This is a genomic window from Stenotrophomonas maltophilia group sp. SKK55 (genome assembly GCF_057179845.1).
The window spans coordinates 256,138-276,265 of record NZ_JBXUHP010000059.1 but is presented as its reverse complement, the minus strand read 5'-3'; the positions used below and the strand labels follow the sequence as shown (position 1 = coordinate 276,265).

General features: G+C 66.8%; 19 protein-coding genes. 4 read left to right on the top strand and 15 right to left on the bottom strand.

Features of this window, described 5'->3' with window-relative positions; genetic code table 11:
- Positions 1 to 91 precede the first annotated feature (91 nt).
- A complete protein-coding gene (locus AC2A1N_RS19300; protein WP_242890799.1) occupies positions 92 to 2,443 on the bottom strand; it encodes a GH92 family glycosyl hydrolase in 2,352 nt (783 codons plus the stop codon).
- Between the two features lie 462 nt (positions 2,444 to 2,905).
- Here AC2A1N_RS19300 and AC2A1N_RS19295 point away from each other — a divergent pair, with 462 nt between their 5' ends.
- Complete coding sequence (locus tag AC2A1N_RS19295; protein WP_032962604.1) at positions 2,906 to 3,148, top strand: hypothetical protein; 243 nt, start codon at positions 2,906 to 2,908, stop codon at positions 3,146 to 3,148.
- Positions 3,149 to 3,207: 59 nt separating this feature from the next.
- Here AC2A1N_RS19295 and AC2A1N_RS19290 read toward each other — a convergent pair whose 3' ends face one another.
- Positions 3,208 to 3,531 carry a thioredoxin family protein gene (locus tag AC2A1N_RS19290; RefSeq protein WP_242890789.1) on the bottom strand — a complete coding sequence of 108 codons (324 nt, stop codon included), beginning with the start codon at positions 3,529 to 3,531 and terminating at the stop codon, positions 3,208 to 3,210.
- A gap of 5 nt (positions 3,532 to 3,536) precedes the next feature.
- Positions 3,537 to 3,953: a host attachment family protein gene (locus tag AC2A1N_RS19285; RefSeq protein WP_134968715.1), complete on the bottom strand. Its 417-nt coding sequence runs from the start codon at positions 3,951 to 3,953 to the stop codon at positions 3,537 to 3,539.
- A 180-nt stretch (positions 3,954 to 4,133) separates the two neighbouring features.
- Between AC2A1N_RS19285 and AC2A1N_RS19280 the strand changes: the two genes are divergently transcribed.
- Both AC2A1N_RS19280 and proP read left to right on the top strand, forming a co-directional pair.
- Positions 4,134 to 4,262: a hypothetical protein gene (locus AC2A1N_RS19280; RefSeq protein WP_258010766.1), complete on the top strand. Its 129-nt coding sequence runs from the start codon at positions 4,134 to 4,136 to the stop codon at positions 4,260 to 4,262.
- 248 nt (positions 4,263 to 4,510) lie between these two features.
- Positions 4,511 to 5,998, top strand: coding sequence for a glycine betaine/L-proline transporter ProP (gene proP, locus AC2A1N_RS19275; protein WP_484373186.1), 1,488 nt, complete (start codon positions 4,511 to 4,513; stop codon positions 5,996 to 5,998).
- 54 nt (positions 5,999 to 6,052) lie between these two features.
- Here proP and AC2A1N_RS19270 read toward each other — a convergent pair whose 3' ends face one another.
- The 10 genes from AC2A1N_RS19270 to AC2A1N_RS19225 form a co-directional block, all read right to left on the bottom strand.
- Positions 6,053 to 6,670, bottom strand: a complete 618-nt coding sequence (locus AC2A1N_RS19270) for a hypothetical protein (RefSeq protein ID WP_484373184.1) — start codon at positions 6,668 to 6,670, stop codon at positions 6,053 to 6,055.
- A 63-nt stretch (positions 6,671 to 6,733) separates the two neighbouring features.
- Positions 6,734 to 7,360 (bottom strand): ATPase, encoded by a 627-nt coding sequence (locus tag AC2A1N_RS19265; RefSeq protein WP_242890776.1) that lies wholly within the window; start codon positions 7,358 to 7,360, stop codon positions 6,734 to 6,736.
- A gap of 3 nt (positions 7,361 to 7,363) precedes the next feature.
- Positions 7,364 to 7,705 (bottom strand): type II toxin-antitoxin system prevent-host-death family antitoxin, encoded by a 342-nt coding sequence (locus AC2A1N_RS19260; protein ID WP_484373182.1) that lies wholly within the window; start codon positions 7,703 to 7,705, stop codon positions 7,364 to 7,366.
- A 70-nt stretch (positions 7,706 to 7,775) separates the two neighbouring features.
- The gene (locus AC2A1N_RS19255) at positions 7,776 to 9,362 is read right to left on the bottom strand and encodes a sensor histidine kinase (RefSeq protein ID WP_242890774.1); all 1,587 of its coding nucleotides are present in this window, start codon (positions 9,360 to 9,362) and stop codon (positions 7,776 to 7,778) included.
- 9 nt (positions 9,363 to 9,371) lie between these two features.
- Positions 9,372 to 9,776, bottom strand: a complete 405-nt coding sequence (locus AC2A1N_RS19250; protein ID WP_005416747.1) for a response regulator — start codon at positions 9,774 to 9,776, stop codon at positions 9,372 to 9,374.
- 136 nt (positions 9,777 to 9,912) lie between these two features.
- On the bottom strand, positions 9,913 to 11,367 hold the full coding sequence (locus tag AC2A1N_RS19245; RefSeq protein ID WP_154350934.1) for a surface lipoprotein assembly modifier: 1,455 nt from the start codon (positions 11,365 to 11,367) through the stop codon (positions 9,913 to 9,915).
- 90 nt (positions 11,368 to 11,457) lie between these two features.
- On the bottom strand, positions 11,458 to 12,222 hold the full coding sequence (locus AC2A1N_RS19240; RefSeq protein WP_134968720.1) for a Slam-dependent surface lipoprotein: 765 nt from the start codon (positions 12,220 to 12,222) through the stop codon (positions 11,458 to 11,460).
- Between the two features lie 52 nt (positions 12,223 to 12,274).
- A complete protein-coding gene (locus tag AC2A1N_RS19235) occupies positions 12,275 to 15,397 on the bottom strand; it encodes a TonB-dependent receptor (protein ID WP_484373179.1) in 3,123 nt (1,040 codons plus the stop codon).
- A 182-nt stretch (positions 15,398 to 15,579) separates the two neighbouring features.
- Positions 15,580 to 16,536 carry a FecR family protein gene (locus tag AC2A1N_RS19230; protein ID WP_231352136.1) on the bottom strand — a complete coding sequence of 319 codons (957 nt, stop codon included), beginning with the start codon at positions 16,534 to 16,536 and terminating at the stop codon, positions 15,580 to 15,582.
- Positions 16,537 to 16,618: 82 nt separating this feature from the next.
- Entirely contained in the window at positions 16,619 to 17,122 is a 504-nt protein-coding gene (locus tag AC2A1N_RS19225) for an RNA polymerase sigma factor (protein WP_065177682.1), read from the bottom strand.
- A 321-nt stretch (positions 17,123 to 17,443) separates the two neighbouring features.
- On the opposite strand from AC2A1N_RS19225, the gene AC2A1N_RS19220 reads away from it, so the two are divergent.
- A complete protein-coding gene (locus AC2A1N_RS19220) occupies positions 17,444 to 17,842 on the top strand; it encodes an OsmC family protein (RefSeq protein ID WP_134968770.1) in 399 nt (132 codons plus the stop codon).
- Positions 17,843 to 17,952: 110 nt separating this feature from the next.
- Here AC2A1N_RS19220 and AC2A1N_RS19215 read toward each other — a convergent pair whose 3' ends face one another.
- Positions 17,953 to 18,282: a hypothetical protein gene (locus AC2A1N_RS19215; protein WP_005416760.1), complete on the bottom strand. Its 330-nt coding sequence runs from the start codon at positions 18,280 to 18,282 to the stop codon at positions 17,953 to 17,955.
- A gap of 97 nt (positions 18,283 to 18,379) precedes the next feature.
- Complete coding sequence (locus AC2A1N_RS19210; RefSeq protein WP_242890756.1) at positions 18,380 to 20,125, bottom strand: putative porin; 1,746 nt, start codon at positions 20,123 to 20,125, stop codon at positions 18,380 to 18,382.
- Between the last annotated feature and the right edge of the window lie 3 nt (positions 20,126 to 20,128).

The following is a 20,128-nucleotide window of genomic DNA, read 5'->3' as shown; positions in this document are numbered from 1 at the left end:
ACGATGCCTGAGCCGAGCATGGGCTCGGCTCTACAGGTTCCCGGTCACCCGTGAAGCGTGCCAACCAAGGTTGGCACCTACCGAGTGCGCGTCATCGGCTCATCGAATACGGCGCCTGCGCGCCCTGCCCCGGCCAGTCCTTGTTCGGCTCGGCCTGCATGCTGAAGCGCAGTTCGCCACCGGCCAGGATCTCGTCGTGGCGCAGGAAGGTACGCTGCAGCGGCTTGCCGTTCAACGTCACGCTGCCCACGTACGTGTGCGCGTCATCCAGCCCCTCGGCCACGATGGTGAACGTCTTGCCGTTGGGCAGGCGCATCGCGGTCTTCGGCAGGAACGGACGGCCAAGAATGTACTCGCCCGAACCCGGTGCAACCGGGTAGAAGCCCAGCGCGGTGAACACATACCACGCCGACATCTGGCCGACGTCATCATTGCCGGCCAGGCCATCGGGACGGTCGGCGTACTGGGTATCCATGATCTGCTTCAGGCGCGCCTGCGTGCGCCACGGCTGGCCGGCATACGAATACAGGTAGGCCACGTGGTGGCTGGGCTCGTTGCCGTGGGCATACCAGCCGATCAGGCCGGTGATGTCTTCCATGTGCTCGAAGATCGATGGATCCACCTTGGCGTTGAACACCTCGTCCAGGCGCGCGAGCAGCTGGTCGCTGCCACCGTGCGCGGCCGCCAACCCGGCGACGTCCTGCGGCACGTACCACGAATACTGCCAGGCATTGCCTTCGGTGTAGTCGGTGCCGTAGCCGCTGGCGCTGGGGTCGAAGGGCGTGCGGAAACTGCCATCGCGCTTGCGTGCGCGCATGAAGCCGGTGTCCTTGTCGAAGGCATTGCGCCAGTTGCCTGCGCGCTTGTCGAAGGTCGCCGCGATATCGGCCTTGCCCATGGCCTGCGCCATGCGTGCGATGGTCCAGTCGTCGAAGGCGTATTCCAGCGTCTTGCTGGCTGCTTCGCCCTCCTCGTCGATCGGCACGTAGCCCAGCTCGCGGTACTGCGCGATGCCGTCATAGGGACCGTAATTGGCGGTCTCGACCATTGCCTTCAGCGCCTTGTCGGCGTCGAAGCCACGAATGCCCTTCACGTAGGCATCGGCGATCACCGGCACGGCGTGGTAGCCGATCATGCACCAGTCTTCCAGGCCATGGAACGACCATACCGGCAGCATGCCGTACGGGCTGTGCTCATGGTGGGCAAGCATGGAATTGACGAAGTCGCTGTTGCGCTTCTCCGGCTGCACCAGCGTCAGCAACGGGTGCAGCGCACGGTAGGTGTCCCACAGCGAGAACGTGGAATAGTGCGTGAAGCCGTCGGCCTTGTGCACTGCGTTGTCCGAACCGCGGTACTGGCCATCGGCATCCATGAACAGCGTCGGCCCCAGCAGGGTGTGGTACAGCGCGGTATAGGCACTGCGCCGCGCATGCTCGGGGGCGTCGATATCGAGTACCGACAGCGCCTGCGTCCACTCCTGCTTCGCCTGTGCACGCACGCGATCGAAATCGAAGTCGGCCACTTCCGCGTCGAGGTTGGCGATGGCGCCGGCTTCGCTGACCGGCGAGATCGCCACCTTCACCACCAGCGGTGCATCCAGCTTGCCGAATGCGAACGTGCCGACCAGCTGTCGGCCTTCGATCTGGGCGCGCTGCGCGGGATCCTTCTCACCCGGCGGCGGGAAGCCCTTGTAGACGATGTCCTGCTCGGTGTTGTGCAGCTCGTGCCCGGCCAGCGGGCGCGAGAAACGCATCGCGAAATACAGCTGGCGGCCCGGCGCCCAGCCGCGCGTCTCGCGGAAGCCGGTCACCGTACCGTCGGCGCGCACCCGTACCCGCGACCACAGCACCTTGCCCGGGTAGTCATACATGCTGGTACGCATGTCCAGCAGCACCTTGGCGTCGGTGCCCTTGGGGAAGGCATAGCGGTGCACGCCCACGCGGGTACTGGTGGTCAGTTCGGCGCGTACCTTGTAGTCATCCAGGGTGACCGCGTAGTAGCCCGGCTCGGCCTTCTCGTCAGCGTGGCGGAAGCGCGATGCATAGCCGCTGCGCGGCTTCTCCGGATCGCCGCGCTCCAGGCCCGGATTGCCGGTGAACGGCATCAGCAGGATGTCGCCCAGGTCTGAATGACCGGTGCCGGAGAAGTGCGTGTGCGAGAAGCCGACGATGCTGCTGTCGTCATAGCGGTAGCCTGCGGCCCAGCCATAGGCCTTTTCGCGCGGCTGGATGCGCGTGTCCGGGCTGAGCTGGACCATGCCGAACGGCACCGTGGCCCCCGGGTAGGTGTGGCCTTCGCCACCGGTGCCGATGAACGGGTCGACCGAGGCATAGGCGCGTTCGGCGGCGGATTTCGACGGGGCCGCCAAGGCGGTACCGGTGACAAGCATGGCGGTGGCAGCGAAGGCGATCAGGAGGCGACGGTCCAGCGTGGGCATCGGCATTTGGATCGATTCAGGTGGTAGTCGGATCCTAGCACCGGGCCTGTCTTGTCGCATGCTGCAGTGCGGCCGCCGGAACCGGCACGATGATTTGCACGTAATTGCATGGCCGGACGACGAGTCGCCTCATAGCCTTGCGGTCTCCCGCCTCCCGATCGGTGCCGATACGCCAATGGATGTCCACACATGCACCTCTGAAAGACCGCGCCTTCGAAACGGGAGAAAGCGAGACGAACCATCAATTGGTATGCAGCGCCTCGATCTGCCCAGGATGGCAACGCAGCGCAAACGCCGCTGCCGGGATTGGAACCCCGTTTTGAGCTTTGGGATCTGCTTGCCGTAACTACGGCGGGCGGTGCGCGGCGGCCGAATGGCCCTCCGGCTTTTCCCAAAGCTCAGCCGAAGTTCCAACCTCGCATCGCCCGCCACCCTTGCGGTGGCCTTCGCTTCCCAAGGAGTTCCCGCATGACCCAACGTCCGCTCAGCCCGGCCATGGAATCGCTGTTCCAGCGCATCGAACACGCCCTCAACAGTGCCGAAGGCATGGCCATCCTCATCGGCGAGCAGTACGGCCCCGAGCCGAAGCCACCCGCACCGATGGGCTACAACGCCAAAGAGATCGCCAATGCGATGGTCATGCTGAGCCAGCATGGGCGTTGCCTGCTGCAGAAGTTGCGCGCGGAAGCGGAAAAGGTGACCTATCACTAGACCGCAATGCAGCCAAGCCTGCTCGGCGCGGTTCGGGCCGCAGGCAGCGACTGCTGCCGTCAACCCGGCAATGCGCCCTGCAACGTAGCGAGGTCGGCGCTTTCGACCGGCCTCACCACCCGCGCCACTTCCTGGCCGTTATGCAGCAGCACCACGGTGGGCCACAGTTTTACCTTGAAGGCACGCCCCAGTGGCTTTCCCTTGCCATCTTCGATCTTCCAATGCACCAGATCATGGGCGTCCACAAACGCCTGGAGTGTGGGCTGCGCGGCCTGGCAATGGCCACACCAGGGTGCACCGAACTCGAGCAGCAGCCAGCCCGCCTGAGCTTCCACGTCCGCGTCGGCGGGCTCCGCCGCCGGGTAGTCACGCATGAACGGCATGGTCGTTACCCCGCCAAGGCCTTCTGGATGTCCTCCACCGGTGAATTGGTCAGGTCCTTGGCAATATCGCCCAGCAGGCGCGCCTGGACCTCCTTGTGCAGCAGCGGGCGGATACGGCCCAGCGTGGTCGGGTCTGCCACCAGTACCAGGTGTGCATAGCGATTATTCAAGGCATCTTCGTTGAGCTGCTCAGCCACCTGCTTGGCGAACGTCGCCTCGTTGAGCTGGGAAATGGACATGTCCTTCGGCACCGCACCGGCCGGCCCCTGACCTGAGATACCCTGCTCGCTGATGTCCTGCAGGCGCAGCTCACCTTCCTGCTTCAACGCAAGCTGATGTTCGCTGCCCACGTTGGTGAACACGCGGGCCGAACCACCATCGGCAACGACGATCAGGGTGCCTTCGGGAATGCGACGGGTCATGCGATGCTCCTTCTCGATTGCGTTCGGCACTACCGTAGACAGCACTGCGTGAGGGCTGCGGCCAAGGTTCGTTCAACGCGTGTCATCGCATGCATTGCGGATGAACAGGCGCAATGGAACACAGCGTGCAGATCAGCCCGCTTCTCCGCATGCTCACACCGATGCCGTTATCATGAACCGATGATCGACACGACCCACTACGTGACGGGCGCACCTGTTACGTGGGAAGCACTGCCGACCGGCGCTTCGCTTGCCACGATGGCGCCCGCCCTGCCCTTCCATCGCCTCGCGCTGGATCCCGGCGGATGACGCCCGCAGGCGCTCTGCCTGCATTCCCACGCTGATGTGACCGCTGGCCGCTGATTGCGCGGCTGCAGCGGTGTGTTTCCGCATGTCCACCGTTACTGCGGTGCGATCTCGTGCGCGTGGCGTCGTGCGTGCGCACATTCCCCCAGCCCCGATGCCCCTGCTCCACCTGCGCCTGCATCGCCGTTTCCGTTTCTCGGGACACACCACACCGTCTATTCCGCACCGTATTTACTCAACAAGGAGTCCCCATGCAGGACACCCTCGATGCACACGCCCACTTTGGCTGGTTCAAGCGCCGCCGCCACCTGAAGGTCGATGAGATCACGGTGGTCGACAAGCCCATGCTCAAGCGCGCCGTTGGCGCCGCTGCACTGGGCAACGCGATGGAATGGTTCGATTTCGGTGTCTACGGCTATCTGGCGGTCACCATCGGCCAAGTCTTCTTCCCCTCCAGCAATCCCACCGCGCAGGTGATCGCCGCGTTCGCCACTTTCACCGTGGCGTTCCTGGTACGGCCGCTGGGCGGCCTGGTGTTCGGCCCGCTGGGTGATCGCTACGGCCGCCAGAAAGTGCTGGCGTTCACCATGGTCCTGATGGCGCTGGGCACCTTTTCGATCGGCCTGATCCCCGCCTACGAGCGCATCGGCATCTGGGCACCGGTGCTGTTGCTGCTCGCACGCGTGGTGCAGGGCTTTTCCACCGGCGGTGAATATGGCGGCGCGGCGACCTTCATCGCCGAATACTCTACCGACCGCAACCGCGGCCTGATGGGCAGCTGGCTGGAGTTCGGCACGCTGGGCGGCTACATCGCCGGCGCCGGTACCGTGACCGCGCTGCACATGCTGTTGAGCAGCGAGCAGATGCTGGACTGGGGCTGGCGCATTCCGTTCCTGGTGGCCGGCCCGCTGGGCCTGCTCGGCCTGTACATGCGCATGAAGCTGGAGGAAACCCCGGCGTTCCGCGCCTTCGCCGAGGAAGCCGAGAAGCGCGAACACGACCGGCCGGGGCTGCGCGCGCTGTTCCAGGTGCATGGCCGCCAGCTGCTGGTGTGCATGGGCCTGGTGCTGGTGTTCAACGTCACCGATTACATGCTGTTGACCTACATGCCCAGCTACCTCAGCGTCACCATGGGCTACGCCGAGAGCAAGGGCCTGCTGCTGATCATCATCGTGATGCTGGTGATGATGCCGCTGAACATCGTCGGCGGCGTGTTCAGTGACAAGCTGGGCCGCCGCCCGATGATCATCGGTGCCTGCATCGCGCTGCTGGTGCTGGCCATTCCGTGCCTGCTGCTGGTCGGCAGCGGCCATGACGGGCTGATCTTCCTCGGCCTGATGCTGCTGGGCCTGGCGCTGGTGTGCTTCACCAGTTCGATGCCGTCCACGCTGCCGGCGCTGTTCTACACCCCGGTGCGCTACAGCGCGCTGTCGATCGCCTTCAATGTGTCGGTGTCGCTGTTCGGCGGCACCACGCCGCTGGTGACCGCGTGGCTGGTGGAACGCACCGGCGACCCGCTGGTGCCGGCCTATTACCTGATGGGCGCGGCGGTGATCGGCCTGGTGACCATGCTGTTCGTGAAGGAAACCGCTGGCCTGCCGCTGCGCGGCTCACCGCCGGCGGTCGGCTGCAGGAAGGAAGCCGCTGCGCTGCTGAAGAGCGATGTGCCGGTGACGGTGGACCCGACCCTGCCGCCGCTGCCGGATGTTGCCGAGCCCGAGCAGGTGAAGCCTGCCTGAGATCGGGTGCAAAACGCGATCCACGCATGGCGTGGATCTGCGGCGCCACTGGCGCTACGTCTTGATGCGCGCCAGCTTTCCCGGCGTCCAACGCAGCGTCCAGGTGTAGTTCCCGTCCGGCGGACAGACGTGGCGATTTGGGCTCTTCCATTCGCAGACCGTCGCCCCGGCACTGACGGTGAAATCGACAATGATGCGATCACCCTGGATGCGGATGGCATGGATGGCGCCTGGAATCTGTTCGAACGCGTCGTCGCCATAGCCATACCTGCGGATGGCGGCATAGTCCTCTGCCTCCACCGGCGACAGGCTCTTCGGGTTCTCCTGGCCCCGCGGATCGTTCTCGGCCAACGCGGTCATCACCGCAACAACGTTGCGCTGGGCGAAGCTGCCGCCGGTGTAGGTGGACGTGTAGAAATACACGACCTCGGCACGGCCGTCGCCATCGAGATCGGCAACAGCGGTCCACACCGGACGGAACTCGGATTCAATGTCGTCGCCGGGAATCAGCCGCAGATTGGCTTCGGCGGCCCGATACGCTTGTACCAGGCTGGGCGGCGCCACCACCCGCTTGGACGCGGCCGGCGCAGCCACCGCCGTCAAGCTGGACAGCGCCAGCGCAGCAAGCGCCAGGCAGATCGAAGTGGAGCGGAACATCGCAGGTCCGTGCATGTCATCCTCCTTGGGTGTGCGGCCAGTCTAACCACAGCCAAGGCATCCACGCATGGCGTGGATCTAGCGCAGGCTGTTCAATTCCATCGCACGCATCACGATGGGCTTGGCCCAGCCGGGCGTGTGCAGCAGGTCGGCTACCGCAATGGGGTATTGCAGTTCGCCTGCAGCCATGGCCAGTACCGGCAGCGGCACCACGCAGCCCTGTGCGTCGGCCGGTGCGCTGTTGTCGTAGACGTGCAGCTCGGCCAGGTGTGGCAGCAGCTCCAGCAGGTTCGCGCGCGCGGAATCGAAGCGCGCGCGGATCCTCTCCACCGGAATATCGTGGCCGCCAGCGGCCACCCGCGCCGCAACACGGGCGATGTGCAGCTCGACATCGGCCAGCCCACAGAACCAGATCGCCACCTGATGCCGTTCGCAGGCCTCGAGCAGCAGGCGCGGAATGGTGTTGCCGCCGAGCGTCGTCTCGAAGGCGAAGTCGGTGCCCTCGGCCATGGCCTGGCGCAGGCGGCGGGTGCCTTCCTGCCATGCCTCGGCGTTGGCCTCCGGCAGCGGCCAGCCGGCGTCGACCAGGCGACGGGTGAACGAGTCCGGGTTGAACCAGCTCAGCCCTTCGGCGTCCAGCCAGTTGCCCAGCAGCGAACTCTTGCCGGCGCCATTGACGCCGGCCAGCGCCAGGATGCGTCCCATCGATCAGAGCGGGCGGCCGAGGGTGACCTTGCGGCCGCGCCGGATCGGCTGGCCCAGCACCTTGCCCAGCCCCTCCCCGCGCTGCAGCCCGGCCAGCTTCTGGTCGAATTCGCTGCGCAGGCGCAGCAGCTCTTCGTTGCGCTCACCGGCATCGCCACCCGCGGCCTTGGCCAGCAGCTCCTGGTAGGTACGGATGTCCACGATCACCGCTTCCGGGTGATTGTGGTTGGTGATGACCAGCGCCTGCTTTTCGCGCACGGTGCGCATCAGGCTCGGCCAGCCCCGGGTCTTCACCGACGAGGCCGGGGCTTTTTCAAGGCAAGGCAGATCCAGCGGCAGGGTCATGGCACGGCTCCAGACAGGGTGGATGACAGCCACTATACCCAATTTGGCCAAATTGGGGATAAATCCCTTTTCACCCCGGCGCCCCAGCGTCCGGGGCGTCGGTCTGCAGCAGGCTGTCACGCTCGCGCAGCGGGAAGCGGATCCAGGCATCCAGGCCTTGCGGGGTAAAGCGCAGCTCGCCGCTGCCGGCCAGTTCATAGGGCACCCGCTGCTCGATCAGGACCCGGCCCAGGCCACGCTGGCGTGGCATCTCCCACCCCTCCACCTCGGCATGGCGCTCGCACCAGTGCAGGCCCAGCCACGGCTGCCCATCCTGCACCTGCAGGTGCCAGCAGACATCGATCCGGCCGTCCTCGTGGGCCAGCGCGCCATACCGCAACGCATTGGTGGCCAGCTCATGGATGGCCAGCGACAGTACTTCGGCCGCCTTCGGTGGCAACAGCACATCCTCACCCTGCAGGTGATAGGCGGCGGCGGCCGGTGTCTGCGCCGCGATCTCCTGCTCGAGCATGCCGCGCAGGCAGACCCCTACATTGGCGCCACGGGTCAACAGGCTCTGCGTGCGCGCCAGTGACATCAGCCGCGCGCACAGGCGCTCGGCATACTCGTCCACGCTGCCGACCGATGCGCGGGTCCGCCAGGCAAGGGCATGGATGGTCGACATGATGTTGCGCACGCGATGCTGCAGTTCGGCCAGCAGCACCGATTGGCGCTCGGTGGCACGCTTGAGGTCGTCGATGTCCACGGCGATCGCGAACACGCCACTCACCCCGCCATCGGCATCACGCAGCGGTGCGGCGGCGACACGCGTCCAGCGCGCGCGCCCATCGTCATGGATGAACTGGAACTCCAGGCCTGGGACCATCGTCTCCCCCCGCAGGGCGCGGGCGATGGCGAAATCGTGGGGTTCGATGCGCGAGCCATCGGGATGCGTACCCTGCCACCGGTAGTGGTTGGGGCGATCCGTGGAGGGCACCTTGCCGGTGGGAAGATAGGTCCGCATCTGGTCGTTGGACAGTTGCAGGTTGCCGTCGGCATCGACAATGCAGACACCCACCGGCAGCACCTTGAAGGCCAGCGCCAACCGGCGGTCGCTCTCACGGCGCTTCTGTTCCTCGCGTTCGCGGGCCGCCTGCGCAACGTGCGCGGCTGTCGTTTCGAACATGGTCACCAGCACGCCGTTGATGCACCCGTCCTCTCCGCGTATGGGGCTGTAGGTGATGGTGAACCAGACATCCTCCAAGCGCCCCCGCCGCGCCAGCGGATAGAGCTTGTCCTCATAGGTGATGGTCTCGCCCTGCCACACACGCTGGTAGATCGGGCCGTTGATGTGCCAGACCTCGGGCCAGCATTCGCGCGTCGGCTGGCCCAGTCCGCCAGGATGCTTGTCAGCCAGGATCTCGGCATAGCCATCGTTGTAGAGCTGCACCAGCTGCTCGCCCCACAGCACGATCATCGGAAAGCCGTGCGCAAGCATCAGGTCGACGGTGGCGCGCAGGTGCGGCGGCCATTGCTCGATCGCACCCAGTGGCGTGCCTGACCAGTCGTGCCGGGCAATACGGGCGGCCATGCCGTCATGGCGCGCATCCGCCTGCAGCGACGGCGGCATGCCCGCCGGGCGCTCAACGGCCCGGAGGCCTTCGGTGCGGCGCGACATGCCGCGCAATCAGGCGATGCCCGCAGGGGCCTGCGGCGTCGCCACCAGTCCCGCCAGCTGCTGGACCAGGGCCTCGATGTGATAGGGCTTGGTGCAGCGGGGGGCATCCGCGAAGCGGCTGGGCAGGTTGTCATCGTAGCCAGAGGTCAGCATGAACGGCGTACCCGCTTCGGCCAACCGGTCGGCCAGCGGGTACACCTGTTCACCGCCCAGGTTGATGTCCAGCAGGGCCACATCGATGGGATTGTCATCCAGCAGCCGGCCGAGTGCCTGCAGGTCCCCGGCCGGCCCCACCACCTGCGCGCCCTTCAGCTCCAGGTAGTCCACCAGGAACATCGCGATGGCGAATTCATCTTCCGCCACCAGTACTCTCAACCCTTTCAGGCCTTCTGGTTTGTTGCCCGCTTCCAGCACGACCGGCGCTCCTCGATACACGCGGCCCACCTCCGCCGCAACGGTCGTAGGATGCGCGAACCGGGCTACAAGGGCGCGTGATGATCGATGAAGATCGGAGCCGCGGCGCATTCACTCCGGCCTTGCAGCGGTGCGTTCAGAACGCACGCTCCCATTTCAGGCTGAGCAGGCCGCGGTCATGGCTGTACAGCCAACCGACGTTGCTGTCGATACGGGCGTAGCGCAGGCTCAGGCTGGGCACCAGCCCGCCCACCGCCAGCCGCTCGCTGCGCACGATGGCGATCAGGTTCTGTTCGTCGTCCTGCCTGCGCGCCTCCAGCAACGGACTCCAGGCATCGTAGTGACGGTGACGCAACGACACGAACACCGTGGCCGTGGTGCCACTCCACTGGCGCGCCGCGCCCAGCCGCAGGCCGCGCTGGCGGTAGCCGTTGGCCGGGTCGGCAGCGCTGCTGTCGCTCAGGTCCATGCCCGCGAACAGGGTCCAGCGCGGATTGAGCGCGCGGAACCAGGTGGCATACAGCGCTGCCAGATCGCCATCGTAGTTGTCAGCCAGGCCCGGCTGCCGATAGCGCTGGCGCTTCCAGTCGGCCTCCAGCTTGAGCAGGCTGCGCCCGTCCAGGGCGTACTGCCACTCGCCGTGTACGCCGCTGCCGCCCTGCAGAGCGTGGTTGCCCAGCGCCTGGAAGTCATAGCTCGGCGCCAGCTGCAGGGTGTGCCGTGCACTGCGCCAGCTGTAACCGGCCTGCACGCTGGCGTTGAGCTCGTTGTATGCACTGTACCCGCGCCATGCCTGACCGAAAGCGAGACCGCGCACGTAAAGTCCATGATGGCCGGCCAACGCCCAGCGCCGTTCCAGGTTGGCGTCGTAGTCCAGGCCGGTGGCGCGCTGCGCTTCGGGCAGCGTGCGTTCGATGAGGCAGGTGTCGCCGACGACGAACAGGCAGGTGCGGCTGGCCGAACTGCGGTTGATGTTGTCGCTCCATGCAGGCCCGGCGGCGACCGCCGCCTTCCAGCGCCTGCGTGCCTGCAACGCGTCCAGATAGCTGTCCACACGAGCGCGGACACCTGCGGTGGCCGGATCGTTGCTGTCGATACCGGCCTTGATTGCACCGAACAATGCCACCGCCTCGCGGTCGCGCTGGTCTTCGGCATAGACGCGTGCCAGTTCAAGGCGGGCGGGCAGGAAGTCCGGCTGCGCTGCCAGCAGCGCTTCGTACTCCTGTGCAGCGCGCGGATGGTCACCGGCCACGCGGGCCAACGCACCCTGCGCGTAGTGGCGCAGCAGCGGATCGTGCCCCGGAAGCTCGATGTATTCGGCCAGGAACGCCGCGGCGGCCGGCCACTGCTGGTGCTGCAACGACAGGTAGAGGGCCTGGCCGAGATCATCAACGGTGCGCTCCACCCGCACGGTCTTGCCATCGATGGTGAGCGTCGGCCGCTGTGATTCGGCTTGCTGCAGGCGCTGCTGGTCCTGCTGCTGGTGGCGCAGTTCGCTGCCCTGTTCGAGCACGCGGCGCAGATCGTCCTGCTGGGCGCACACGTCGGCGGCAACCAGCAGCAGGAACACAAGGAAGATGGGGTGGCGCATGGGCGATCCGTGGCGGTGCATGCAGCGGGCCGAAGCAGGGACTGGCGGATCGCGGCTTGTCCCTGCCCTGCCCCGTCAGGGGCGTGGCAATCAGTTCTTGCTGCCGCCGAAGGCGGTGTCGTACTGGCTGTTGCCGGCGAACGTAGCGATACCGGCCAGGGTGGCGGCGTTGGCGCCGAAGAACTGGCCCTGGCTGTTGCCGGTGACCGAACCGTTGGCCACAGCGGTGCCGGCGAAGGACGCATCAGCGCTGTTGATGTTGGCGTTGATCGCCAGCGTCTGGCCACCACCGGCCAGGCCGCCGGTCAGCTTGCCGGTACCGAAGTTCGCGGCGAAAGTGCCGCTGAGCAGGTTGCTGCCGTTGAATTTGTTCAGGCCGGCCACCGCGTACGTGGCGGTGCCGCTGGGCAACGTGGTGCCCGCACGGTCGCCAGCGAAGTACACCTGGCGGTTGTTGAAGCCACCCGCGGCGCCATCCTTGGACCATTCACCGAACCACACATCGCCACTGCCCACCTTGACGAAGTTGAAGTGGCCCATGCCGGCATGGTTGCCCGGGGTGCCGGTGATCGGCATGGCCAGCGTGCGCACGGTCACGTTGCCCACGGTGGTGGGGGCCGAGTATGCGGCCAGACCCTGGAAATCGACCGGCTTGGCGTTGGAGACGGTGCCGACACCGATGCCGGCCTTGCCGGCACTGTGCGGGCCGCCGTTGACTTCGGAAGCACCGACCTTGACGTACAGCTGCGAATCGGTGGCCGGGCTGGCCGCACCGACGATGTCGGCAGCCTGGGCAGCACCGGCCAGGGCAAAGGTGGCGGTCACGGCCAGTACGGAACGGGAGATCATCTTCATGGAACTACTCCTTGGGTTGAGGGAACTACGGGTACAGCAACGGAACAGGTCATCAGAAGCGCGCGGTGACACCAAGCTTCAGCGTGCGCCCTGGCGCCGGCAGCGTGGAGCGAGTGGCCGGGTCGACGTAGTAGCGGTTGCCGAGGTTGGTGCCGACCAGCTCGACGCTGGCATGGTCGTTGATGCGCCAGCGCGCGTAGGCATCGACGGTGGTGATGTTTCCCCAGGTGAACGGCACGTTCTGCCAGATCAGGCCACCACTGCCGGCGTACAGGCGGTCACGGTAGGCCTGCAGGTCCGGGTTCTGGTGGCGCTGGTAATGCACGACGCGGCTGCCCAGCTCCAGGCGCTCATCGAACAGCCGGGTGCCCAGCGACGCGTTCACCGACAAGCGGGGAATGGCCTGGGTCAGCAGGTAGCCACTGACGAAGCCGTCCTGCACGCAGTTGGGCACCTTGCCGGCGAGTGCATCGAGCTGCACCGCCATGCTTTCGTCACAGACCTTGTTTTCCAGCGTGCGGGTGATGCCCAGGTCGGTGAAGAAGCGGCGGTTGTCGAACCGCGCCTGCAGCTCCACGCCGCGGATGCGCTGCTTGTCCAGGTTGTCGAACAGGAAATTGCCGTCGCGCTCGATGACGTTGCGGGTCTTGTGCACGTAGTAGGCCAACTTCACGTCGGCATCAGCGGTGTTGCCGAACAGCGCCGACAGGTTGTGCACGTAGCCCACTTCGTAGTTGTAGGCGTGCTCGGGCTTGAGCGGGTACAGCGGGCTCAGGCTGCTGGAGAACGCGATGGTGCTCTCGAACATGCTGGGGAAACGCACCGCCTCGCTGTAGCGGACGTAGGCGCGCGCATTGGGCGAGAAATGCGCGGTGGCCGAGAAGGTCGGCAGCCAGGCATGGTCGCGCCTGCGCTCATTGCGCCCGGACACCGTCTGCGGCGGCCCGCTCTGGATGCTGCACAGGATCTGCGCCCCCTGCACCGGCAACAGCCCGGGAATGGCCGCCACCTGGCCATTCAGGCAGGGGTTGCTGGCACGGCTGTAGTTGCCGTCCGCATCCGGCAGCCACGGAATGGTGTGGTCCACCGCAACCGGCGTCTCATACCTGCCCAGCAGGCCCTTCAGCAGATCATCAACGATGAAGCCCATGCCGATGCTGTCCCAGAACGCGCGCTGCGACTCGATGGCGTCGATCTCGCCCTGCAGGCTGGCCGGGCGTTCGGGCAGTTCGTTGACGCGGTAGCGGGCCTCCTTGGGGAACACCGAGGTGGTCATCAGCTCCGGGTGGTCCTGCAGGAAATCATCGAAGGCCCAATAGCGCGCGTAGCGCACGCCGGCACTCAGGGAGAGGAAATCCACCGGCCGCCAGTCCAGCACCAGGTAGCCCTCGCCTTCCTGGCGGCGCCCCGCGCGCGGATACATGCGCCAGCCATCGCTGACGCCGAAGTACGGGTCCGCCGAGCGCAGTCTCTCGAACTGCCAGTTGCCGCCCACGGTCAGGTCCAGGGTGGAATGCAACGCGAAGCGGTTGCTCAGGGTCAGGCCGGTGCGGTCGTTGCGGGCATTGGCCAGCGCGGTATTGCGCAGGATCGGGCTGCTGCCGGGGTTCCAGTCGGGGTTGCTGGCAAAATTGGGGAAGCCGCCAGCGGTGTACGTATCGCTGGTGGTTTCGGTGCGCCACAGGTTGGCACGCAGGTCCAGCCAGCGGCTGCCGGCAGGCTGCCAGTGGTATTCCAGGTTCCAGGCATCGGCATCGACGCGGCTGAGCGGCCACTGGATGCGACCGTAGTCGGGCGCGGACAGGATGCGCGAGGGCATGATCTCGCCGTAGTGCGAGAGCGTGCGCCGCCAGGTCGCGCGCAGCTGCTGGTCGTCGTTGATCTGCCAGGTCGCTTTCAGCAGCCACGATTCCTGCTCGCTGGAGGTATTGGGCACCTCGTCGCCGGGCTTGAAGTAGCGCGCCAGCGTGGTGATGTAGTCCAGGCCCTTGTACTCGAACTGCTCGCGCGGATCCTGGTCGTAGTACGCCGCGCCCCGGGTGCCGGAAAAGTAGTTGCCGCGCTTGCGCCAGGCATAGGCCGCCATCAGGTCCACGTGTTCGCCACGCAGGCCCAGCGCCAGCCGCCAGGCCTGGTCTTCCCCGGCGAACACATGGGTTTCAGAACCGCGCGACTTCACCGGCACCAGCAGCGTGCTGTCGGCATACGGTGCGGAGGGTGAGCCCTGCGGGAACCCCGGCACCGTGCGGTAGTCCTCGCCGGTATGCAGCCGCGGCAGGCGTGGCGCCACCGCATTGCTGCTGCCTTCGATCTTCAGCTCCCCGCCGAAGCGCTCGCCGGCAGCAACAATGTCGTCAACATCGATGGTCTTGATCACCAGCGCGCCACCGATCCCGCTGTGCACATCGCGCACCAGCCCTGGCCCCTTGATGACCTGGATGCCACCGATCAGGTTGGGATCGATGTAGTTGCGGTTGCTGACGCCGTTGTAGCCGCGCCAGACCGTGAGCGCCTGCTCGCCACCGTCGATGCTGACCGGCACCCGCCTCGGCCCCTGGATGCCGCGGATGTTGATGTCCAGCGCGCCGCTGTTGCGCGCATCACCGCTGAACACACCGACCAGATCCTTGACCACGTCGGCCGGGTTGGAGCCGCGATAGCGCTCCACACGGTCGCGCCCCGAGTACGCCGTGGTCAGATCCAGCGCGAACACATCATCGTAGCCGCGCCGATCACGCGCCTCGCCCCCTTCCGACTGCAGGCGACCGGCCACGTCCAGTGTTTCGGTCACCCGCACCCCTTCTCCGTCCCCTTCCCCCGCCTCCGCTGCGGCGCGCAGGCTCCAGGTGCCATCCATGCCGCGCTGGGCACGCACCCCACTGCCGCGCAGCAGCTGCTGCAGGGCCTGCATCTGGCTGTACTCGCCGCTCACCGCGCTGGATCGACGGCCCTCCACCAGGTCACTGCGGAAGACCACCTGCACATCGGCCTGGCGGCCAAAGCTGCGCACGGCATCGGCCAACGGTTGTTCCGGAATGGCGTAAGTGCGCAGCGGTGCGGCCACTGTGGCTTGCGCCTGCACCACCGGCACCCAGGCCAGCGGCAGCAATGCGGTGGAGATGGCCAGGGCCAGGACGGTAGCGCGACGATGACAGGCGGATGCCGTGGACGGCATGGACAGGAACTCCTCAAGCGGGGCGGGACCACGGCCACGTCCGGTGCCCGGTGGTGTGTCTGGCTTGAGAAGAAACGCGGTTTCGCTCTGGCTATACCTCTATAGACAGCGGGGTACGACGACTGCCCACGGTTTTTTCATGTTTTTTCATGCAGCCGGTTAATGCGTGCTCCGCGGGCGCTTCACCACACCAGCAACGCACCTCCGGGCAAGCGCTGCACTCGCAGTCCCGCCTGCGCGGCCACGGCGTCGATGGCCGTGTCCGGTTGCTGCAGATGGAACAGGCCACTGACCCGCACGCGTGTACCCTGCCCGCCCACCACCCAGACCGGGGCACGCCGGTAGCGGCCGAGATCGGCGATGGCCTGCGCGGCAGGCAGACCGTCGATCACCACCTCACCGCGACGCCACGGCGCCATCGCCTCCGGCGCGGCCTGTTGCAGCGGCTGCAGCCAGCGCCCGTCACGGAACGCACGCACCTGCCCGGCGCGCAGGCGCTGCACGCTGCCATCGCCCGGGCGCACATCGACCACGCCCTCGCTGACTTCGGTGGTGATGGTGGCGCCCTGCATCGACACGCTGAACGCCGTACCGATATCGCGGATCTGGCCACCGCCGGCCTCGACCTGGAACGGTCGCTGCTCATGCGCCACCTGGAACCAGGCCTGCCCGCGCAGCAGCTGCACGCGCCGCTGCTGGCCATCGAACGTGAATGCCAGTGCGGTGCCGGCATCGAGTACCGCCGTGCTGCCGTCGTCCAGCCGCACCACGCGCGGCGCATCACTGCTGCGCACATCGCTGCGCGCCAGCAGCAACGCGTGCGGTGCGGCCGCGACCATCAGCACTGCGGCCGCAGCACTGGCGAGCAGCCAGGGCAGACGGCGGCGCGGTGCGATCGGGCGCAGCCCCTGCTGATCTGCGGTCAGCTCGGGCAGCGCGGCCAGCACCTCGGGCCCGGCAGCGTCCAACCGCTGCCAGAAGGCCTGCTGCTGGCGCCAGGCCCGCGCGTGGCGGGGATCGGCCTGCAGCCAGCGCTGCAGGGCTCGTTGCTGGCGTTCCGGCAGGGGGCCTGCACTGCGCCGTATCACCCAGCGCAACGCCTGCCTGGCCTGACGCGGCGAGGGTTCGGAGGTGGTCATGATTGTGGCCTGCCGCACCACGAACAGGTGCGCTTTCCTGTTGTGACAACGGCGGGCGCGATCTGCCCACGGTAATCGCCGCTCATCGACGCATTCCCTGCTGCTGTTGTTGGATCAGCAGCGCTGCGCGCAGCACATGCTTGCCAACCAGGCTCTTGGAGATTCCCAGGCGCGCGGCGATTTCGCGCTCGCTCAGGCCCAGGTAGCGGTTGAGCACGAAGCACTCGCGCACCTGGGCCGGCAGGGCGAGGATGGTCTGGGTGATCTCGCGCAGCTGCGCCTGGTCCAGCGCCTGCGCCTCGCCATCATGCCCTGCATCGCCCATGTCGACGGCGTACTCGGCCATCGCTCGCCGCTCGCGGGCGTCGGCCTGGCTGCGGTTGAGCGCGTGATGGTAGGCCATCCGGTACAGATAGCCGCGCGGCTCCAGGATGGGCGGATCGCCGGGCACGCTGCTGGCCTTCAGGTACAGGTTCTGCAGGGTGTCCTCAGTACTGGCCGGGTCGAGATAGCGTGCGATGAAGCGGGACAACGCACGGCGCTCGCGGATCAGCAGCTCGACCAGCGCCAGGGCATTGGGAGACATAGGTGCCAAGGCCGGACCGGGGAATGATGGGCGTGATGGCGACGGTCCGGACGTGGATTGTGGGCTGCGCGGCCGCAGGCGGCAAGCCGCGGGCTCGTTCATCCACGCATGGCAGGTGCTCTGCGAACTGCAGCGCGACTGGGCCCGCTCGGCAACGGTCCCGGATTTCATGAACCTCTTCATCGCAACCGGTGGTACCGCGGGCATCCAGTTCTCGTACGATCGTACCGAGTGATGGGGTGGCGGCCCCGGTCCTGGCTGGGGCCGCCCTTTTTAGCGCAGTCGAGCGTGGCTCGACGCCACAGACAGATGGAGAACGTGATGGCCTACGCACGCATTGTTTCGACCGCCGACAACTATCTGCACCACATCAGCAACGGCAGCTTTGATGTGGATGCGGACGAGCCTGCCTCGCTGGGTGGCCAGGGCAAGGGCTTTGCGCCGTTCGACCTGTACCTGGCCTCGCTGGCGGCGTGTACCGCCATCACCCTGCGCATGTATGCGCAGCGCAAGGGCTGGGAGCTGGGCGAGTTCCATGCCGAGCTGCGCTCGGAACGTGACGAGGATGGGCGTTTCCACGTGCACCGCGTGCTGCATGCCAGCGCCGAGCTGAGTGATGCGCAGTGGCAGCGGTTGCTGGAGGTGGTGGAGAAGACCCCGGTGACCCTGGTGATGCGCGAGGGTGCACGCATCACCAGTGAGCGCGGGAGTGCTGCGTAACCCCATCCACGCATGGCGTGGATCTACAGACGACGCTCGCCGGGCATGGCCCGGCGCTACCGGAGCGGCGCGGGGCCATCGGGTAGCGCCGGGCCATGCCCGGCGGCCACTCAGCGCCGTGAATGCAGTACGGTGCGCTGGCGCATCGCGTTGAATTCCTGCTCCACCTGCTGGATATCCTCGGCCTGGAACCCGGCCGCGTCCAGCAGCTGGTCGGCGGCGGCGGCCGCCAGCGGATCATCGTCACGCTGGCGCCAGCAGCGCGCTGGCAGGAAGTAACCCACTTCGCTGCGCCCGCGCATGATCACCACCGGCCGGCCCGCATACAGCAGGAACTCCGCCAGGTGCTGGCGCAGCCCCTCCACCGAGACATAGGCCGGGCCGATGCCCAGCGATCGGCTGGACGGTTCGGAACTCTCGAACAGCTTGCGACGGCTCATCCACTCCTCCTTATGTGCAGCGCGTGGTCTCCTTTCCCTAGACGGGCGCATCGCTGCACCCCCGCCACGCACTACGTGATCCACATCACGCCGTCACTCAGAACCCGGTATTGAACTCCAGCTGGAACACGTCGATCGACAGTGGAGCACCGGACACTTCCTTGGCCGCCATCCACTTGCCGCTGATCCAGCTGCGCGCGTCCAGCGCGTAGGCACCGCCCACGTAGTAGCCGCGGGCGTTGGTGCCTCCGAGGTGGAAGTTCGGGTCGTTGTAGGCGTCCGGCAGCGCATCGGCCTCGATGCGCTTGTAGCCCAGCAGCGCCTGCCACTGCCCCTTCTCCTTCAGGTCGGTGGCACCGAAGGTGGCCTGCACCATCCAGGCGGTGTCGCCGCTGCGGAACGTATCGGTGCTGGCGGTGCCACCGGCACCGTAGTTGTTGACGATGCCATTGTTGGCGCGGCTGAACATCGCCTGCTTGTCGTAGGCCAGGTTGCGGATGTAGTCGCCATCCAGGCGCAGGCCGATGCCCTGGGCCAGCTGCGTATCCCAGCGCAGGTTCAGCGTGGCCAGGCGGAATGCCGAGGCCAGGCCGACGTACTGCGGGGTGGGCGTGTTGGCTGGATCCAGCGGGTTGCGTGCGATGTCGCGGATCAGCATCAGGGTGTTGCCCTTCTGCATGAAGGCCGGGCGCGACCAGTCGGTGTCGCAGCCGACCGCGCCTGCGTACAGCGCGCACGGCGAGGACAGGCGGCCACTGATGTTCTTGAAATCGTAGTAGCCCAACGCGGCGCGCAGCGCGTTGTCGTCGTTGAAGCGCCAGTTCACGCCCACCTGTGCGCCGGACAGCCACTTGTTCTCGTTCGGGGTCTTGACCCGGCTCTGACTGGGTGCGCTGTCGGAGGTGTACTCCAGCGGTACCACTGCCAGGTTGGCGAACAGGCCGAGGTCACCGCCGTCGAAATCGTACTGCAGGTTGGCGGCCAGGCCGTCGAAGTTCAGGTCGTTGGAGAACAGCGTATCGCTGGTCCAGAACGGATTGCCGAAGCGGCCGCCGCGCACCGTCACCCAATCGGCCGGACTGTAGGCCAGCCAGGCGTGGTCCAGCCACACGTCCTTCTTGCTCAGGCCACCGCCCAGCTGCTCGGTGGTCGACACCGGGCCATTGCTGCTGCCGCTGGCCAGGCGCACGCCGGCCGTGGTGTGCTGGCCGATGGTCGCCTCGATGCCGAGGCGAGCGCGGATGCGCCACAGGTTGCGGCGGTCCTGGCGGGTGTTCAGCAGCGGCGGCAGCTGCAGGTTGGTGTTGGTGTTGGTGTCGAAGCCGTTGCCGGAATTGATCGACGACCAGTTGCTGACGATGTCGCTGTTGCGTTCGGAGAAGAAGCGCGACTCGCTGCGCACGCGCGTGTCACCGGTAACCTTGATGCGCTTGGTCCACTCAGCCACTTCGTTCGGCGCCGCCCAGCCCTCGGACCTGGCCTGCGCCATCACCTCCTGGCGCACTTCGTCACGAATGCCGTCGCGCACGCTCTGCGGTACGTACGGCACGCGCACGTCACCGGGCTCCAGGGCCACGCCACCACTGGCGGCCGGTGTCCCGGCGGCCGCGGTGTGCTGCAACGCCGCTGCTTCGGCCTGCGCCTGCACCAGCAATGCCTGGCCGTCTTCGGGTTTCAGTGCACCGCTGGCGATCAGCCCCTTGATCAGCTTGACCATGGTGGTTTCGGCGGCCATCGCGCCGGCCGGGGCGGCCAGGCTGAGCAGCACGGCGCAGCACAGCAGCGCCCGTCGGGCCGGCCGCGGGCGGCGGGAATCGGTTCGTGCGCGGACGTGGTCGTTCATCAC

What these genes read in the sequence shown, in the direction of transcription:
- AC2A1N_RS19260 (WP_484373182.1), bottom strand. Translation starts at nt 7,705, where the DNA reads ATGACCCTGCCGCTGGATCTGCCTTGCCTTGAAAAAGCCCCGGCCTCG.
- AC2A1N_RS19215 (WP_005416760.1), bottom strand. Translation starts at nt 18,282, where the DNA reads ATGAGCCGTCGCAAGCTGTTCGAGAGTTCCGAACCGTCCAGCCGATCG.
- AC2A1N_RS19230 (WP_231352136.1), bottom strand. Translation starts at nt 16,536, where the DNA reads ATGACCACCTCCGAACCCTCGCCGCGTCAGGCCAGGCAGGCGTTGCGC.
- AC2A1N_RS19255 (WP_242890774.1), bottom strand. Translation starts at nt 9,362, where the DNA reads ATGTCGCGCCGCACCGAAGGCCTCCGGGCCGTTGAGCGCCCGGCGGGC.
- AC2A1N_RS19290 (WP_242890789.1), bottom strand. Translation starts at nt 3,531, where the DNA reads ATGCCGTTCATGCGTGACTACCCGGCGGCGGAGCCCGCCGACGCGGAC.
- AC2A1N_RS19210 (WP_242890756.1), bottom strand. Translation starts at nt 20,125, where the DNA reads ATGAACGACCACGTCCGCGCACGAACCGATTCCCGCCGCCCGCGGCCG.
- AC2A1N_RS19265 (WP_242890776.1), bottom strand. Translation starts at nt 7,360, where the DNA reads ATGGGACGCATCCTGGCGCTGGCCGGCGTCAATGGCGCCGGCAAGAGT.
- AC2A1N_RS19280 (WP_258010766.1), top strand. Translation starts at nt 4,134, where the DNA reads ATGATCGACACGACCCACTACGTGACGGGCGCACCTGTTACGTGGGAA.
- AC2A1N_RS19270 (WP_484373184.1), bottom strand. Translation starts at nt 6,670, where the DNA reads ATGCACGGACCTGCGATGTTCCGCTCCACTTCGATCTGCCTGGCGCTT.
- AC2A1N_RS19235 (WP_484373179.1), bottom strand. Translation starts at nt 15,397, where the DNA reads ATGCCGTCCACGGCATCCGCCTGTCATCGTCGCGCTACCGTCCTGGCC.
- AC2A1N_RS19295 (WP_032962604.1), top strand. Translation starts at nt 2,906, where the DNA reads ATGACCCAACGTCCGCTCAGCCCGGCCATGGAATCGCTGTTCCAGCGC.
- proP (WP_484373186.1), top strand. Translation starts at nt 4,511, where the DNA reads ATGCAGGACACCCTCGATGCACACGCCCACTTTGGCTGGTTCAAGCGC.
- AC2A1N_RS19300 (WP_242890799.1), bottom strand. Translation starts at nt 2,443, where the DNA reads ATGCCGATGCCCACGCTGGACCGTCGCCTCCTGATCGCCTTCGCTGCC.
- AC2A1N_RS19220 (WP_134968770.1), top strand. Translation starts at nt 17,444, where the DNA reads ATGGCCTACGCACGCATTGTTTCGACCGCCGACAACTATCTGCACCAC.
- AC2A1N_RS19245 (WP_154350934.1), bottom strand. Translation starts at nt 11,367, where the DNA reads ATGCGCCACCCCATCTTCCTTGTGTTCCTGCTGCTGGTTGCCGCCGAC.
- AC2A1N_RS19240 (WP_134968720.1), bottom strand. Translation starts at nt 12,222, where the DNA reads ATGAAGATGATCTCCCGTTCCGTACTGGCCGTGACCGCCACCTTTGCC.
- AC2A1N_RS19225 (WP_065177682.1), bottom strand. Translation starts at nt 17,122, where the DNA reads ATGTCTCCCAATGCCCTGGCGCTGGTCGAGCTGCTGATCCGCGAGCGC.
- AC2A1N_RS19285 (WP_134968715.1), bottom strand. Translation starts at nt 3,953, where the DNA reads ATGACCCGTCGCATTCCCGAAGGCACCCTGATCGTCGTTGCCGATGGT.